This is a genomic window from Pseudocoprococcus catus (genome assembly GCF_019734885.1).
Lineage (GTDB): Bacteria > Bacillota > Clostridia > Lachnospirales > Lachnospiraceae > Coprococcus_A > Coprococcus_A catus.
On record NZ_JAAXCM010000047.1, the window covers coordinates 89690 to 107132 of the forward strand.

Sequence of the window (17443 nt, forward strand, 5' to 3'; positions counted from 1 at the left end):
TTATGATGGATAGATGAAGAAGGAGGCATGCCGCATGGCAAAGATTGATATTATTTCTGGTTTCCTTGGAGCTGGAAAGACAACACTTATTAAGAAGCTTCTGGGAGAAGCATTAAAGGGACAGCAGGTTGTCCTGATTGAGAATGAATTTGGTGAAATCGGCATTGACGGTGGATTTTTGAAGGATGCAGGCGTGAACATCACAGAGATGAACTCAGGCTGTATCTGCTGTTCACTGGTTGGTGATTTTGGTACAGCATTGAAAGATGTTATTACAAAGTTTAATCCTGACAGAATTATCATAGAGCCATCAGGTGTAGGCAAGTTATCAGACGTTATCAAGGCCGTTCAGGGTGTCGCTGAAGATGCACCAATCGAACTGAACAGTCTTGTAACAGTTGCAGATGCCAACAAATGCAAGATGTATATGAAGAACTTCGGCGAGTTCTACAACAATCAGGTTGAGAGTGCACATACGATTGTACTCAGCCGTACACAGAATATGAAGCAGGATAAGCTTGAAGCCTGTGTTGCTATGATCAGAGAACACAACAAGGAGGCTGCAGTCATCACAACACCTTGGGATGAACTGACAGGTGAACAGCTTTTAGCTGCCATGGAGAAACCAGTATCTCTGGCGGACATGGTGATGGCTGAAGAAGAAATCTGTCCTGTATGCGGCGGACATCATGACCATGACGATCATGAGCATGAACATCATCATGACCACGATCATGATGATCACTGTGGATGCGACCATGACCACGATCATGAGCATGAACACCATCATGACCACGATCATGATGATCACTGCGGATGCGACCACGATCACAATCATGAGCATGAACACCATCATGATCACGATCATGATGATCACTGCGGATGTGGCCATGACCATGATCATCATCACCATCATGCAGATGAAGTCTTCACAAGCTGGGGCAAAGAGACACCGCGTAAGTATACAAAGGAAGAAGTTGAGACAATTCTCAAGGCACTTGCAGCGGAGAACAATGAATACGGCATTATCCTTCGTGCAAAAGGTATGCTGCCAAGCCCGGACGGTACATGGATCTACTTTGATATGGTTCCGGAAGAATATGAAATCCGTGAAGGACAGCCGGAATACACTGGTCGTCTTTGCGTGATCGGTTCCAAGATTGATGAAGCAAAACTTGAGAAATTATTTATGCTGTAATGGTTGAGCATTCATAGGAATGGAATGAAAATGGAAGCTTTTGGGGTGATGATTCCGGGGCTTCCGTTTTTTTATGTTGTTGCTTTTAATTGATTTATTTGATATGATAATGAATAGCAAAAGAAATATGAATAAATAGAAAGTTGGGTGATAGAGATGGATAAATTAGAAGTACCTGTATATCTGATTACGGGTTTCCTGGAGAGCGGCAAGACATCTTTTCTGCAGGAGATTTTAGAAAGCGGAGAGTTTGCTGATGGTGAGAGAGGACTCCTGATTTCATGCGAAGAAGGCGAAGTAGAGCTGGATGAGAAGGCAACAATGGCCTGCAAGATTGATACAGTAACTCTGGATGACGAGGAAGAGCTGACAGCAGATTTCCTTGAAAACTGCAAGAATGTTTATAAGCCGAAGAGAGTTTTTGTAGAATACAACGGAATGTGGGATCCGGATACGATCCTCAGCGTGGATATGCCAAGAGGCTGGGAAATCTATCAGATTGTGACAATGATCGATGCAAGTACCTTTGCAGTGTATCTGAACAATATGAAATCCATTATCGGTAATATGATCAAGTGTACAGAGCTGGTTATTTTCAACAGATGTTCTGAAGAACAGGATTTGCCGATGTTCAGAAGAAATCTGAAGGCATTGAATTCCAATGTCCAGATGATGTTTGAACACAAAGACGGAAGAATGATCGAACTGGGAAAGGATATTCCACCATACGACCTGAATGCGCCTGTTATTGATATCACAGATGATGATTACGGCATCTGGTATATGGATGCGGCTGATGACAAGGATCGTTATGAAGGCAAGACCGTTCGCTTTACAGCAAGGATCATGAAGAATCGTAAATTGCCGAAGAATTTCTGTGTACCAGGCCGTAAAGCCATGACATGCTGTGCGGAGGATATCCGTTTTATCGGCTTTTTGTGTAAATACCCGGAACTTGACAATTTAAAGAATGGTGATTGGGTGACACTTACAGCCAATATGCACTATGAGAGAAGAAGAGAATACGGCGGCGTAGGTCCTGTACTTTATGCAACAGAGGTTGTAGAGTGTGCAGCACCGGAAGACGAATTAGTATATTTTAATTAAGACAACATGGGGCTGCAGTATGTGGCCCTTTTGTTTTATTTTGTGCATTCGGATAAACTGAAGGCATGTAGAAAGATACAAAAGAGGAAGAAGGTGTTTATGTATAATATGGAAGAAAAAATTGTTTTCTGTAAAGGCGGTGGTTGTACCGCCAAGCTTGGTGCAGGGGTGCTGAGCCGTGTACTGGAAAAACTTCCGAGGGGAGAACAGGATCCGTCATTGCTTGTGGGGTATGACAGCAGGGATGATGCAGCAGTGTATAAGATCTCCGATGATATGGCCATTGTGCAGACATTGGATTTCTTTCCGCCCATGGTGGATGACCCTTATACATTCGGTCAGATTGCTGCGGCCAATGCACTCAGCGATATTTATGCCATGGGCGGGGAGGTCAAGACAGCGTTGAATATTGTCTGTTTCCCGGAGAAAATGGATCTGAATATTCTTGGAGAGATTATGAGGGGAGGATCGGAGAAGGTCATAGAAGCCGGCGGTACATTGGCTGGTGGACATTCCATTGCAGACAGTGATGTGAAATACGGCTTGTCTGTTATGGGAGTGGTTCATCCGGACAGAGTATTGGCGAATAATCATGGACAGCCCGGGGATAAACTGATTCTGACAAAGAAGCTGGGAGTTGGCATTATCTGTACGGCAAATCGTGTGGGGGAAGCTTCAGAGGCTGCCATGGAGGAAGCGATTGCGTCCATGACAACGCTGAACAAATATGCAGCAGAGATATGCAGAAAGTATGAAGTGCATGCTTGTACAGATGTTACCGGTTTTAGTTTTCTGGGGCATCTGCATGAAATGCTGGATGATAAATTAAACTGTCATATCAATGCTTCAAAAGTACCGGTCATAGAAGAAGCCCATCGTCATGCGGACGAATTTCTACTGACAGCGGCCGGTCAGCGCAACAGAAATCATACAGGCCCGTTTGTCGAATTCAGGAAAATTCCCTTTTCTATGGAAGAAATACTGTTTGACCCGCAGACATCCGGAGGCCTTCTGGTAGCAGTCAAAGCCGAACAGGCCGAGGCACTGGAAGCTGAATTGCAAAATGCAGGTCTCCCTGCAAAAATCGTTGGAACATTATTAGAAAAGAATGCTAATGAGGCCGAAATTATAGTAGGGTAAATAGTCAAGGAGGAAAACTATTATGTTAAAAGTCGTTAATGCTATGGGTGATGCATGCCCGATCCCTGTTGTTAAGACAAAAAATGCCATTAAAGAATTAATTGGTGCCGGCATGGTGGAAACGCTGGTGGACAATGAGATCGCTGTTCAGAATCTGACAAAGATGGCACAGCAGAAGAACTACGGTGTACGTTCAGAAAAACTCGGAGAGAATCAGTACAGAGTGATTATGACGATTGGAGAATCTGCTGATGAAGCAGGTGCAGAAGCCGTAGAGGAAGAGACGACTGCAGAGGAAACCTGTATGCCGGATGGCAGAAGAGGCAATAAAGTTGTTGTTATTTCTTCATCATATATGGGAACCGGGGATGATGAACTGGGGGCAGTTCTGATGAAAGGATTCATTTATGCACTGTCACAGCAGGATGAACTTCCAAAGACTATCCTCTTCTATAATAGCGGAGCAAAATTGACATGTGAGATGTCTCCGACACTGGAAGATCTGATGTCTCTTGAAGCCAATGGTGTGGAAATCCTGACATGCGGGACATGCCTGAACCATTATGGATTGACAGAGAAGCTCAAAGTCGGCGGTGTGACAAATATGTATGTGATCACAGAGAAGATGATGCAGGCAGATCTCATTGTTAAACCATAATTTCTGAACAATATAGAATATGGAAGAACAGGATGGTAGAGTATTGTGCGGCAAAAGAAGAATTATATGATATTGACATTTAAGACCACCACTGCTGCCATGGCTATGGAGAAAAAATGTGGTGAAGATAAAATCCCGGGACGGCTGATTCCTCTGCCGGGAGAAATCAGTGCCGGATGCGGACTGTCCTGGCGGATTTTGCCGGAGGAATATGAGATGTACAGAGAGAAGATTATGTCATATGATATTCCGATCCAGCAGGCTGTCGAAGTTAATATATAATATGGTAAGAATAAAGGCAATCGTCGGATGTTGAGAAAATTTAAAGAAAAATTCTTGACAAGGATGATTGCTTTTGATATAATATGCAAGTGTGCGCAATAGGCGTGCATACACCGTTATGTAAATGACGGCAACCAGTTCATTTTATTACCAGGAGGTGAAAATAATGCCAACATTTAACCAGTTAGTAAGAAAAGGAAGACAGACTGTTGAGAAGAAATCTACAGCTCCTGCTCTGCAGAAGAGCTACAACTCTCTTCACAAGAAAGCCACAGACTTATCATCACCACAGAAGAGAGGTGTATGTACAGCTGTTAAGACAGCTACTCCTAAAAAACCTAACTCAGCTCTTAGAAAGATCGCCAGAGTTCGTTTGTCAAACGGAATCGAAGTAACAAGCTACATTCCAGGTGAAGGTCATAACCTTCAGGAGCATAGCGTTGTACTTATCAGAGGTGGTCGTGTAAAGGACTTACCAGGTACAAGATACCATATCATCAGAGGTACACTTGATACTGCAGGTGTTGCTAAGAGAAGACAGGCTCGTTCCAAATACGGTGCTAAGAGACCAAAGGACGCTAAGAAATAAGAGTTTCACAGGTTTATACTATTTGCGACGAATGTAGCATTATTTTACCGCAATGATATAAGGTTGCGATTAAAGATAGATATACAATTCGAGCGCGAACACATAGTCAGACTACGTGAGTACCCAAGATTGAATAATCTATAAGGAGGGAAGTAACGTGCCAAGAAAAGGACATATCCAGAAAAGAGACGTATTGGCTGATCCGATTTACAACAGCAAAGTCGTAACAAAGCTTGTCAACAACATCATGCTTGACGGTAAGAAAGGCGTTGCTCAGAAGATCGTATACGGCGCATTTAATAGAATTTCTGAAAAGACAGGCAAGGAAGCTCTCGAAGTTTTCGAAGAAGCTATGAATAATATCATGCCTGTTCTTGAAGTAAAAGCTAGACGTATCGGTGGTGCCACATATCAGGTACCTATCGAAGTTAGACCGGAGAGAAGACAGGCTCTTGCTCTCAGATGGTTAACAGTATATTCTCGTAAGAGAGGCGAAAAGACTCAGGAAGAGAGACTTGCCAACGAGATTATGGATGCTGCAAACAACACTGGTGCAGCAGTTAAGAAAAAAGAAGACATGCACAAAATGGCAGAAGCAAACAAAGCTTTCGCTCATTACAGATGGTAATCTGTTTTTAGCGGTTGCTTAGCTGAGAAAAGGAGGAATTATCCTTGGCTGGAAGAGAATATCCATTAGAGAGAACCAGAAATATTGGTATTATGGCTCATATTGATGCTGGTAAAACAACAACAACTGAGCGTATCTTATATTACACTGGTATTAACTACAAGATTGGTGATACTCATGACGGTACTGCAACTATGGACTGGATGGCCCAGGAGCAGGAACGTGGTATCACAATTACTTCCGCTGCTACAACATGTCACTGGACACTTCAGGATCACTGCAGACCAAAGGAAGGTGCTTTAGAGCATCGTATCAACATCATTGATACACCAGGACACGTAGACTTTACAGTTGAAGTTGAACGTTCCCTTCGTGTACTTGATGGTGCTGTTGGTGTCTTCTGTGCCAAAGGTGGTGTTGAACCTCAGTCCGAAAATGTATGGCGTCAGGCTGACACATACAACGTACCTAGAATGGCTTTCATCAATAAGATGGATATTCTTGGTGCTGATTTTTACAGTGCTGTTGAGCAGATCAAGACAAGATTAGGTAAGAATGCTATCTGCATTCAGCTCCCAATCGGTAAGGAAGATGAATTCAAAGGTATCATTGACCTTTTTGAAATGCAGGCTTATATCTACAATGATGAAAAGGGTGACGATATTTCTATCGTTGATATCCCAGAAGATATGGCTGATGATGCAGAACTTTATCATACAGAATTAGTTGAGAAGATCTGCGAATTAGATGACGATCTGATGATGGCTTACCTTGAAGGTGAAGAACCATCTAACGATCAGTTAAAAGCTGTATTAAGAAAAGCAACATGCGAGTGTACAGCTGTTCCTGTTTGCTGTGGTACAGCTTACAGAAACAAAGGTGTTCAGAAGCTGCTTGATGCAATCATCGAGTACATGCCATCTCCGTTAGACATCCCACCAATCAAGGGTGTTGACTTAGATGGTAACGATGTTGTAAGACATTCTTCTGATGATGAACCTTTCTCTGCTCTTGCATTCAAGATTATGACAGACCCATTCGTTGGTAAGCTGGCATTCTTCCGTGTATACTCTGGTACTTTGAATTCCGGTTCTTATACACTGAATGCAACAAAAGACAAGAAAGAACGTGTTGGTCGTATCCTTCAGATGCATGCCAACAAGAGAAAAGAGCTGGATAAGGTTTACTCCGGTGATATCGCAGCTGCTGTAGGTTTCAAATTTACAACAACTGGTGATACAATCTGTGATGAACAGCATCCGGTTATTCTGGAATCCATGGAATTCCCAGAACCTGTTATCGAGCTTGCTATTGAGCCTAAGACAAAAGCAGGCCAGGGCAAGATGGGTGAAGCTTTAGCTAAACTTGCTGAAGAAGACCCTACATTCAGAGCTCATACAGATCAGGAAACAGGCCAGACAATCATTGCCGGTATGGGCGAGCTCCATCTGGAAATCATTGTTGACCGTCTGCTTCGTGAATTTAAAGTAGAGGCAAACGTTGGTGCACCTCAGGTTGCATACAAAGAAACATTTACAAAAGCCGTTGATGTAGACAGCAAGTATGCTAAACAGTCCGGTGGTCGTGGTCAGTATGGTCACTGTAAAGTTCACTTTGAGCCAATGGATGCCAATGGTGAAGAACTCTTCAAGTTCGATTCTACAGTCGTAGGTGGTGCTATTCCTAAGGAATACATCCCAGCTGTCGGCGAAGGTATTGAAGAAGCTGCTAAAGCTGGTATCCTCGGCGGATTCCCTGTACTTGGTATCCATGCTACAGTATATGATGGTTCTTACCATGAAGTCGATTCAAGTGAAATGGCATTCCACATTGCTGGTTCCATGGCTTTCAAGGAAGCTATGCACAAAGCAGGTGCTGTTCTTCTTGAGCCGATCATGAAAGTTGAAGTTACAATGCCTGAAGAATACATGGGCGATATCATCGGCGACCTGAATTCACGTCGTGGTCGTATCGAAGGTATGGAAGATATCGGTGGTGGTAAGATGGTTAAAGCATATGTACCACTTGCTGAAATGTTCGGTTATTCTACAGACCTGCGTTCAAGAACACAGGGCCGTGGTAACTACTCCATGTTCTTTGAGAAATACGAGCCAGTTCCGAAGTCAATTCAGGAAAAGGTATTAAACAACAAAGATAAATAAATTATCCTTGCTGTGTACAGGTAATGTACAGCTTTTAAATACGAAAATATTTTAAAATAGGCTTGAATATATGTTGTAAATGCAATATAATCGTAATTAGCCGAGCAAAAATAATAAAAATCTGCCTCTCCCGAACGGGGGAGGGGCGCCTATAAAAGGAGGACGTTAAAATGGCTAAAGCTAAGTTTGACAGAAGCAAACCACATTGTAATATCGGTACAATTGGACACGTTGACCACGGTAAAACAACTTTAACAGCTGCTATCACAAGAGTATTAGCAGAAAGAGTACCTGGTAACGAAAAAGTAGATTTCGAAAACATCGATAAAGCTCCAGAAGAAAGAGAACGTGGTATCACAATCTCTACAGCTCACGTTGAGTACCAGACAGCAAAACGTCATTACGCTCACGTAGACTGCCCAGGACATGCCGATTATGTAAAGAACATGATCACAGGTGCTGCTCAGATGGATGGTGCTATCCTTGTTGTAGCTGCTACTGATGGTGTTATGGCTCAGACAAAAGAGCATATCCTTCTTTCCCGTCAGGTAGGCGTACCTTACATCGTTGTATTCATGAACAAATGTGATATGGTAGACGATGAAGAACTCCTTGAATTAGTAGAAATGGAAATCACAGAAGTTCTTGAAGAGTATGACTTCAATGATTGCCCAATCATCAAAGGTTCCGCTCTTAAAGCTCTTGAAGATCCAAACGGCGAATGGGGCGACAAGATCATGGAACTTATGGATACAGTAGATAGCTATATCCCAGATCCACAGCGTGATACAGATAAGCCATTCCTTATGCCAGTCGAAGACGTATTCTCTATCACAGGTCGTGGTACAGTTGCTACAGGCCGTGTAGAAAGAGGTGTTCTGCATCTTTCTGATGAAGTAGAAATCGTTGGTGTTAAAGAAGAAACACGTAAAGTAGTTGTAACTGGTATCGAAATGTTCCGTAAACTCCTTGACGAAGCTCAGGCTGGTGATAACATCGGTTGTCTTCTTCGTGGTGTTCAGAGAAATGAAATCGAAAGAGGACAGGTTCTCGCTAAACCAGGTTCAGTACACCCACACAAGAAATTCACAGCTCAGGTTTACGTACTGACAAAAGACGAAGGTGGTCGTCATACACCATTCTTCAACAACTATCGTCCACAGTTCTACTTCAGAACAACAGATATCACAGGCGTTATCTCCCTTCCAGAAGGTACAGAAATGTGCATGCCTGGTGATAACGTAGAAATGACAATCGAACTGATCCACCCAATCGCTATGGAACAGGGTCTTACATTCGCTATCCGTGAAGGTGGCCGTACTGTAGGTTCAGGTCGTGTTGCTACAATCATCGAATAATATTCGCTAAGCAATGAGCAATGCAAATCCAACGAAGTTTGTATTACTCATATCGTGAAATGTATAAATGAGTGTCAGGAGTACACTCTGTGTCCAAACGTAAGATACCCGTAGAACTTCGGTTCTACGGGTTTTTCTGTTGCCTGAAAATATATAAAAGAGCAGAAAATAATAACGAACAGTATAGAAAAACGGTTGCCGGGAGAGTATCCTGATAACCGGCTGTGATAACAGAAGGTGATTGAAAAACGTCTCTTTTTTCTGTTTGCAGGGAATTGAATAGTGGTTGTTAGTTTGATACAATAAAATGGATTATACAGTATTGAGGGTGGAGAAGTATGCCGACAAAAGAACCACGTTTTCATGGCGAAGTTACAGAAGAAAGTCATAAAAACATGAGCAAGATACGTGGAAAAGATACAAGTATAGAGGTTGTGATGAGAAAGGCACTATGGCATAGGGGATTTCGTTATCGAAAAAATTACAAGGGATTGCCAGGAAGACCGGATATTGTCCTGACAAAGTATCGTATTGCAATTTTTTGTGACAGTGAATTTTTTCATGGAAAAGATTGGGAAATATTGAAACCACGGTTAGAAAAAGGAAAAAATCCAGATTATTGGGTTAAGAAAATAGAGCGGAATATCCAGAGGGATGGAGAAAAGGACCAGCAATTAAATTTTATGGGGTGGACCGTGATACATTTCTGGGGAAAAGACATTTTGAAAGATACAGAACAGTGCGTTAGAGTGATAGAAGAGACGATATTTGATCAGAAACTGGGAGAAGTAGACGGTGAAGAGGAAATGCAATGATGAATTATTTGGAAGAATACGATGAAACGGATCCTATTTCAATTGAAACATATTCAAAAAGGTTGATTGGAAAAACATTTGCCGATGTGTGTAAGCAAGATGATATCATCAAGGCTATGGTTGTCAGGGAGACTGCAAATTATGAAGTAAAACATGAGAACAAGAAGCGAAAAGGCGGTTTAGGAGAACTGATAGAAGAGAGATTCTTTCATTATCAGACGAATAATGATGCACGTCCGGATTTTGATAAAGCAGGTGTAGAACTAAAAGTAACACCGTATAAACAGAATAAGAATGGGACACTGGTAGCCAAGGAAAGACTGATATTAACCATGATTGATTATTTTTCAGTTGTTGATGAAACATTTGAAGATAGTCACATGTGGCAAAAGGCCCGATTGATTTTATTGGTGTATTATCTGTATCAACAAGAGATAAAAAATCGGTTGGATTATCGTATTGGATATGTGAAGCTGTTTGCACCGCCGGAGCAAGATATAAAAATAATAGCACATGATTTTGCGGTTATTGTTGAGAAAATAAGAAACGGAAAAGCACATGAATTATCTGAGGGGGATACTCTGTATCTGGGAGCAGCACCAAAGGCAGCAACGTCAAAGGACCGGAGAAAGCAGCCATTTAGTGATGAATTGGCAAAACCACGAGCATTTGCATTTAAAAATTCTTACATGACATATGTTCTGAACAATTATATTATTCCGGGAAAAAATACATATGAACCGATTATCCAGGGTACAGCAGAGGAATCTTTTGAAGATTATGTTGTGCATAAAATAGATGCGTATTGTGATCAGTCGGTTACTGATTTATGCAATACATTCCATATAGAATATCAAAAGAAACCGAAAAGCCTGGAGGCAATGTTAGCATATCGGATGTTAGGCATAAAAGGAAACCATGCGGAAGAATTTGAAAAAGCAAATGTGGTAGTTAAGACGATACGTATTGAGAAAAATAATAAGATAAAGGAAAATATGTCATTTCCAACTTTTAAATTTAAAGAGTTAGTAGAGGAAGACTGGGAAGATTCTACATTTGGAAATTATTTACGTGAAACTAGATTTTTGTTTGTAGTTTATAAGTTTAATCAACAAGATGAATTAAGGTTAAAGGGCTGCCAGTTTTGGAATATTCCATATGATGATTTGGAAGGTAGTGTGAAGGCAGTTTGGGAAAAGACGCAGAGAGTGCTTCTCGAAGGCCTTCAGATAGAAAAGAGAAATGGAAAGAATTATAATAATTTTCCGAAATCATCAGAAAATCCTGTGTGCCATGTGAGACCACATGCACAAAATTCAAAAGATACTTACGAACTTCCAGACGGAAGGCAGTATCCAAAGCAATGTTTCTGGTTGAATAATAGTTATATTTTGTCGCAGTTGGATAAGAACTTTATAGAGGATTGATAATGAGTAATAAAGAATATAAAACTTCAGAGGAAGTAAAACAGAGAGCGGAAGAAGCGATAGGACATTCATTTAAAGAAATTTTTGAATTAGCTCAGAAATTTCAACAAGAAAATGGATTAAAAGAGAAGCATGGAAAGGGAGACATTGGGCAAGCCTATGAAGAAGGCTGGTTTAATTATGCGTGCAATGAAGAAGCTGAACCAGATTTTAAAGATGCGGACATTGAATTGAAAGTAACTCCATTTTTAATCAATAGTAGGGGATATAGAGCAAAAGAAAGATTATCACTTGGAAAAATCAACTATAGAGACGAAAATTGGAACGAGTATGAAGGGAGCAGATTTTGGACAAAAAATCATCATCTGCTGGTCATGTATTATCAGTATATCAAAGGTGTAAAACGTGAAAAGTTCAGTGTAGAGAAAGTAGACGAGATTCTTCTGGAAGAATTACCAGAAAGAGATCAGATGATTATCCAACATGATTGGGAAAAAATCGCACATTATGTAAAAGCGGGAAAGGCACATGAATTGTCAGAACGAGACTTTATGTATCTCAGTCCGGCTAGAAAGGGTAGTGGCGGAGATGAGAAAGTAAAATATAATGACAAATATCCGAAAGCAAAACCAAGAGCGTATTCATTTAAAAAGTCGTATATGACAAAATTGTTTAATGAGAGAATGCTTACCCCAGAGGAAATATCTTATATTTTGCCAGGTACGGTATTGCCAAAGGAAAAAGAATTTGACGATATTCTGATTGAAACTTTGAAACCATATTTTGGAAGAACAGTTGAATCATTGAAAAAAGAATTCCCTAATTATCGTAACGGATATAGTGAAAAGAACGATATTGTTAAGCAGATATACAAGAGTGAAAATGATTTAGAAGAAACGGATGAATTCCAAAAAGCTAATTATAGATTAAGAACCATTACAGTTGGCGAAAAAGGAACACCAACGCAGGATATGTCATTTTCGGCGTTTGATTTTGACGGATTACTGAAAGAAAAGAACTGGACAGAATCCATTGTTTATGATGAGATGGTAGATTCGAAGTTTTTGCTTGTAATATTTTCAAAGAATGCAGAGGGACAAGAAATCTTGAACAATGCGCTTATATGGTATATTCCGAAAAAAGATGTGAATAAAGTAAAGGACGTGTGGAAAGAAGCAAGAAAAGTTATTAAAAATGGAATAAAGTTACAACAGAAATTATCACACGATAAAGCAGGAAGGTTAATTTTTGTGTATGAAAATAACTTCCCAAAGAGTAGCTTTAATAAAGTGGCCCATGTAAGAAATAAGGCAGGAGAGAGCGAATATTTTTGTGAAAATGCAAATTCAGTAAAATTAAAAAATCCTGCAGAGGTTATCACTTTAAAAGAAATTCCAGCGGAATTGAAAGATACTCCGATACCTACTGGAGAATACATGACCAAACAGTGCTTTTGGTTCAATAAGAAATATATGAAACAGCAGATTAAAGATTTTATAAAATCATACTAAAAAATAGAAAAGGATCTTTACAAGAATATAAAAATAGGTTATTATATTTAAGAACGATCGTTCGAATAATAAAAGAAGAGGTAATATAAAGTGAAGAAAACAGTTTGCGAATTGTTTGCCGGCGTAGGTGGTTTTAGATGTGGACTTAATAATATAAAAACAACAGAGGATTACGGTAAAGAAGAAAAATGGGATACAGTTTGGTTTAGTCAATGGGAGCCGGCAGAGAAGAATACACAGTACGCACATGACTGTTATGTATATCGGTTTGGAACACGATTAGATAATAATGGTAAAGATACTACGAATTATAATATTGAAGATGTAGATAAAACAACACTGCCTGATTTTAACCTATTAGTCGGCGGATTTCCGTGCCAGGACTATTCAGTAGCATCTTCATTAGCTACTTCTAAAGGACTTGAAGGAAAAAAAGGAATTTTATGGTGGTCAATACGTGAGACTTTAGAAGCAAAGAAACCACCATTCGTATTATTAGAAAATGTTGATAGATTATTAAAATCTCCTGCAAAACAAAGAGGTAGAGATTTTGGTGTGATTCTTGCATGTTTTCGTGATGAAGGATATACAGTGGAATGGCGTGTGATAAATGCTGCGGAATATGGGTATCAGCAGAGACGTCGTAGAACATTTATTTTTGCTTACAAAAATAATACGAAATATGCAGAAAGAATTCTAAATACAATTGGATATACAGATACATTGGAAGAGGAACATAAACAAGAATGCATGGAAAAGGTAGTCTTAAAAGAAGGTTTTTTTGCAGAAACATTTTTGGTAAATAAAGCAGAATCTACTAAGATTAAAATTAAAGAACTTCCGATAGAAGTGGGTGAAGTATCTGAAACATTCCAATGTGCATTTGAGAATTCTGGAATAATGAAAGACGGAATAATATATACAATGAAGACTGTTCCGAATTATCATGGAAAGCAGATAACTCTTGGCGATGTTATGGAAACAGGACAAGTAGAAGAACAGTATTTTATTCCGGCAGAAAAGTTATATTATACAGATCCAACGGTTACACACAGTGATGAAACAGAGCAGCGTCTTCCAAAGGAAGATAGACAGACCTGGCAGTATCTGAAAGGTGCAAAAAAATTGTTACGTACAAGTTCAACAGGTCATGAATATGTATTCTCAGAAGGTGCTATTTCTATGATTGATCAGGAAGATAAACCGGCACGTACAATGCTTACATCTGAAGGTGGGTTCAGCAGAACAACTCATATTGTGAAAGATAAGATGACTGGAAGAGTGAGATTACTTACTGCAACAGAAGCAGAACGAATCCAGGGATTTCCTACAAATCATACAAAGTATTGTTTGGTTAAGGGAGAAACAGTGGAGATGCCATTGAGAAAACGTAGATTTATGATGGGAAATGCGTTGGTGGTTAATCTGGTGGCAGATATGGAGAAGACGTTGGATAACATATTTACTGAAGAATAGAGCGATGATTGTTTGGTAGTGCATAGCTCAGGAGGAACTGAAGAGAAGATGAAAGTTAATGATTTGAGTGCTAAAGATTATTCTATAGAAGATTATTTTGCAGAGAGTAAAACGTTTCTTATACCACGTTATCAGAGAAGTTATGCTTGGGAAAAGAAAAATATAGTACAATTATTAGAGGATGTAAGTAAGGAAGAAGGATATTATATAGGGAACGTCATTGTAAATACCTCACAAAATGATGAAAAAGAAATTATTGATGGTCAACAGCGGATTATAAGTATTTTTTTGATTTTGATTGCACTGCATCATGTTGCGGGAATGAACACATTAGAATATGTGTTAGATAATGGAAATTTAAAAATCAATATAGAAAAGAGAATAGAAGATTCAGGTGTATCGGTAATGAGTTCTATTTTAGACGATAATATAGCTAGTACAATGAAAAAATATAATGAGGTTGCTAGATATAAAGATATTGCTTCTATATTGAAAAAATATGAAGAAAATCAACTTGAGACGCTTAGAAAAAATCTTCTTAAGGCTAAAATAGTAGAAATTAAGTTTTTGAATGGAGAAAAACGTGCACATGAGATGTTTGTTAACTTGAATACAAAAGGAAAGCCGCTTGAAGAAATTGAAATTATAAAAAGTCATTTATTCAAATATTTGATTGAAGGAGAAAATTCAGATCAATATAAGGAAGAATGGTATGAGATGTTAGATGACATCGGTGATAAATATCATGGAAAATATTTACAAAATATTAGTTTGTTTAAATCGTTGACGAAGAAAAAACAAACAGCAAAAGAATCACTTAATTATTTGTTGGGCGAAATAAGTAATGAGGAAACAGCGAGTAGTGTGTTTGGATTTATGGCTGGTGATGAAAATGCCAGTCTATTTCGCGTTTATTCTGCTGTTAAGAATCATGATTTATTGAGATTAAAAACATATATAGGTCATGAGGCAGAAATATCTATTGATATGTTGGATCAAATATGGAAGATGTATGGTCAAGTTAAATTTGAACAGTTTGATGTTGTAATGGTTGCCTTATTATATATTCCATCAAAAGAAAAAAAGAATTTATTTAGTAAAAACTATTTGGATATTATTAAGTTCTTGAAATTGGTTTTGCTTTTTCAGATACATAATACAGTACATCGAGTGAGTCCTTCTACATATACAAATAGATTTGAAACAGCTGCGATAGAATTATACTCTAATCAGAAAAAAATAGATGCAATGATATCTGATTTAGTAAATGATTTGAAAATCAATGAAGTTACTAAAGAGCATATGATATCTGGAATAAAAAGTTTAAAATGTAGTGGAAAAAATAAAAACAATAGAGATTTAAAAATTGCCAAATTCATTATACAGATGGTGGATGGATATTATGCTGTTGATTTAAAAGCGGAGCATATAATATGTGAAAAGAACCAGGATGATGAATTGGTTTATGAAATTGGAAATATATTACCAGTAGTTAAAGATAGATATAAGGATAAAGAGATTGATAAGAAGTTACAGATGTATAAAGAAGATGCAATGGTTAATGTCTCAATTAAGAAGTTTTTAGATCAAGGTGTTACGGAAGATAACTACAGAGAAATTATTAAAGAACGAACGAATAAAATAGCAGAGGAATTTTGGCAATTGTTCGAAGGATTGAGAAATGAAAAAAATAGATAGTAAGGTTATTAATGCACCAATACGGTGGGCCGGTTCAAAAAAGAAATTATTAAATGAAATGTTACATGCTTTTGAAACAGACAAAGATGTATATATAGAACCTTTTTTGGGGTCGGGGATTGTATTGCTAAACGTATTAGAAAATCAAATGTACAGAAAATATTATGTTAATGATATAAATAATAATTTGATATTATTTTATAATACATTAAAAAATGATTCTGCTCAATTGATTAGAAGAATTGAAATATTATGCCGTGAGTATAATAGTTTTTCAAATGATGAAGAAAAATGGGAGTATTTTTATAAAAAAAGGGATAGTTTTAATAAAAACCAAATTCGTTGTGTGACACGTTCTGCCTTATTTTGGTTTTTAATGAAAGCTGGATATAACGGAGTTTATAGAGTTAATTCTAAGGGCAAATTCAACGTTCCATGTGGTAAACGAGATAAGATAGTTTGTAATAAAGAAAAAATGGAAGAGATTTCTAAGAAAATTCAAAATGTGGAATTTTTTTGTATGGACTATAATTTATTCATAGATATGATTTTGGAGAAAGAAAAGAAAAAATCTATATTTATGTATTGTGATCCCCCATATATGCCGGAAACAGAATCATCTCAAAAACATATTCTATATACTCAAAATGGATTTGAACATGAAAGATTTATAGAATATATGGATGAAAAATGTAGCAAGGAGGATATTTCAGTAATGATATCTATGGCTGAAACAAAGAACGTAGAACAGTTGTATAAAGAACATGTGAATTTTAATAAGGTTAAAATAGAAGAAATAGTTAGAAAAGTAAATCCTACAAAAAAAATGAAGTCGAAAGAAGTAGCCTTTGTTAACTATGAGGTTGATGAAAATTCAATGATAACACCATGATAACAAAAATCTCCAAAAACCACACGGACACAGCGGAAAATTCGGATTTTCCCCCACAAATCACACGGAAAAACACCATTTGCACACCGCAATACACCGGTCTGATATCGTGAAGGTGGCCGTACTGTAGGTTAAGGTCGTGTTGCTACAATCATCGAATAATATTCGCTAAACAATGAGCAATGCAAATCCAACGAATGATGACTGGTGGGAGTTCACTCTCACCAGGGCATTGTTCGGTGGATTTATGAGGCGAATGCCTCGACTGAGATGAAGCGTAACGGAATCGAAGTTGTGCATTGCGAGTATAACGCGCATATCGTATATAAATGAGTGTCAGGAGTACACTCTGTGTCCAAACGTAAGATACCCCGGAACCGTAAGGTTTCCGGGGTTTTTCTGTTATATTGAGGATAAAATTATCGTTTGTTTTATGGAAAAATAATGTTAACTTCTTGTCGAGCTTCATCGTCAAGCTGATAGAAAGAAGTGAGCAGATTAT

Annotated in this window: 15 protein-coding genes; all 15 read left to right on the forward strand. The window is 38.5% G+C overall.

Annotated elements, in window-relative coordinates:
- Positions 1 to 34 precede the first annotated feature (34 nt).
- The 15 genes from HED67_RS13325 (at position 35) to HED67_RS13395 (ending at position 16941) form a co-directional block, all read left to right on the forward strand.
- Positions 35 to 1198, forward strand: a complete 1164-nt coding sequence (locus HED67_RS13325) for a CobW family GTP-binding protein (protein WP_221718599.1) — start codon at positions 35 to 37, stop codon at positions 1196 to 1198.
- A gap of 156 nt (positions 1199 to 1354) precedes the next feature.
- Complete coding sequence (locus HED67_RS13330) at positions 1355 to 2305, forward strand: TIGR03943 family putative permease subunit (RefSeq protein WP_221718600.1); 951 nt, start codon at positions 1355 to 1357, stop codon at positions 2303 to 2305.
- Between the two features lie 108 nt (positions 2306 to 2413).
- Positions 2414 to 3445, forward strand: coding sequence for a selenide, water dikinase SelD (selD, locus tag HED67_RS13335; protein WP_221718613.1), 1032 nt, complete (start codon positions 2414 to 2416; stop codon positions 3443 to 3445).
- Positions 3446 to 3467: 22 nt separating this feature from the next.
- Complete coding sequence (gene yedF / locus HED67_RS13340; protein WP_221718601.1) at positions 3468 to 4103, forward strand: sulfurtransferase-like selenium metabolism protein YedF; 636 nt, start codon at positions 3468 to 3470, stop codon at positions 4101 to 4103.
- A gap of 45 nt (positions 4104 to 4148) precedes the next feature.
- Positions 4149 to 4385 (forward strand): DUF3343 domain-containing protein, encoded by a 237-nt coding sequence (locus HED67_RS13345; protein ID WP_221718602.1) that lies wholly within the window; start codon positions 4149 to 4151, stop codon positions 4383 to 4385.
- A 166-nt stretch (positions 4386 to 4551) separates the two neighbouring features.
- The gene (rpsL, locus tag HED67_RS13350; RefSeq protein WP_015513728.1) at positions 4552 to 4974 is read left to right on the forward strand and encodes a 30S ribosomal protein S12; all 423 of its coding nucleotides are present in this window, start codon (positions 4552 to 4554) and stop codon (positions 4972 to 4974) included.
- A gap of 157 nt (positions 4975 to 5131) precedes the next feature.
- Positions 5132 to 5602: a 30S ribosomal protein S7 gene (rpsG, locus tag HED67_RS13355; RefSeq protein ID WP_178440010.1), complete on the forward strand. Its 471-nt coding sequence runs from the start codon at positions 5132 to 5134 to the stop codon at positions 5600 to 5602.
- A 44-nt stretch (positions 5603 to 5646) separates the two neighbouring features.
- A complete protein-coding gene (gene fusA, locus HED67_RS13360) occupies positions 5647 to 7764 on the forward strand; it encodes an elongation factor G (protein ID WP_221718603.1) in 2118 nt (705 codons plus the stop codon).
- Positions 7765 to 7934: 170 nt separating this feature from the next.
- Positions 7935 to 9122 (forward strand): elongation factor Tu, encoded by a 1188-nt coding sequence (tuf, locus tag HED67_RS13365; RefSeq protein WP_221718604.1) that lies wholly within the window; start codon positions 7935 to 7937, stop codon positions 9120 to 9122.
- 338 nt (positions 9123 to 9460) lie between these two features.
- Entirely contained in the window at positions 9461 to 9937 is a 477-nt protein-coding gene (locus HED67_RS13370) for a very short patch repair endonuclease (RefSeq protein WP_221718605.1), read from the forward strand.
- Complete coding sequence (locus HED67_RS13375) at positions 9934 to 11364, forward strand: Sau3AI family type II restriction endonuclease (RefSeq protein ID WP_330656575.1); 1431 nt, start codon at positions 9934 to 9936, stop codon at positions 11362 to 11364. The genes HED67_RS13370 and HED67_RS13375 overlap by 4 nt, the downstream gene beginning before the upstream one ends.
- A gap of 2 nt (positions 11365 to 11366) precedes the next feature.
- Positions 11367 to 12875 carry a Sau3AI family type II restriction endonuclease gene (locus HED67_RS13380; RefSeq protein ID WP_221718606.1) on the forward strand — a complete coding sequence of 503 codons (1509 nt, stop codon included), beginning with the start codon at positions 11367 to 11369 and terminating at the stop codon, positions 12873 to 12875.
- A 90-nt stretch (positions 12876 to 12965) separates the two neighbouring features.
- Positions 12966 to 14351 carry a DNA (cytosine-5-)-methyltransferase gene (dcm, locus tag HED67_RS13385; RefSeq protein ID WP_221718607.1) on the forward strand — a complete coding sequence of 462 codons (1386 nt, stop codon included), beginning with the start codon at positions 12966 to 12968 and terminating at the stop codon, positions 14349 to 14351.
- 48 nt (positions 14352 to 14399) lie between these two features.
- Positions 14400 to 16049: a DUF262 domain-containing protein gene (locus HED67_RS13390; protein WP_221718608.1), complete on the forward strand. Its 1650-nt coding sequence runs from the start codon at positions 14400 to 14402 to the stop codon at positions 16047 to 16049.
- On the forward strand, positions 16033 to 16941 hold the full coding sequence (locus HED67_RS13395; RefSeq protein WP_221718609.1) for a DNA adenine methylase: 909 nt from the start codon (positions 16033 to 16035) through the stop codon (positions 16939 to 16941). Before HED67_RS13390 ends, HED67_RS13395 begins: the two co-directional genes overlap by 17 nt.
- Positions 16942 to 17443: the final 502 nt, after the last annotated feature.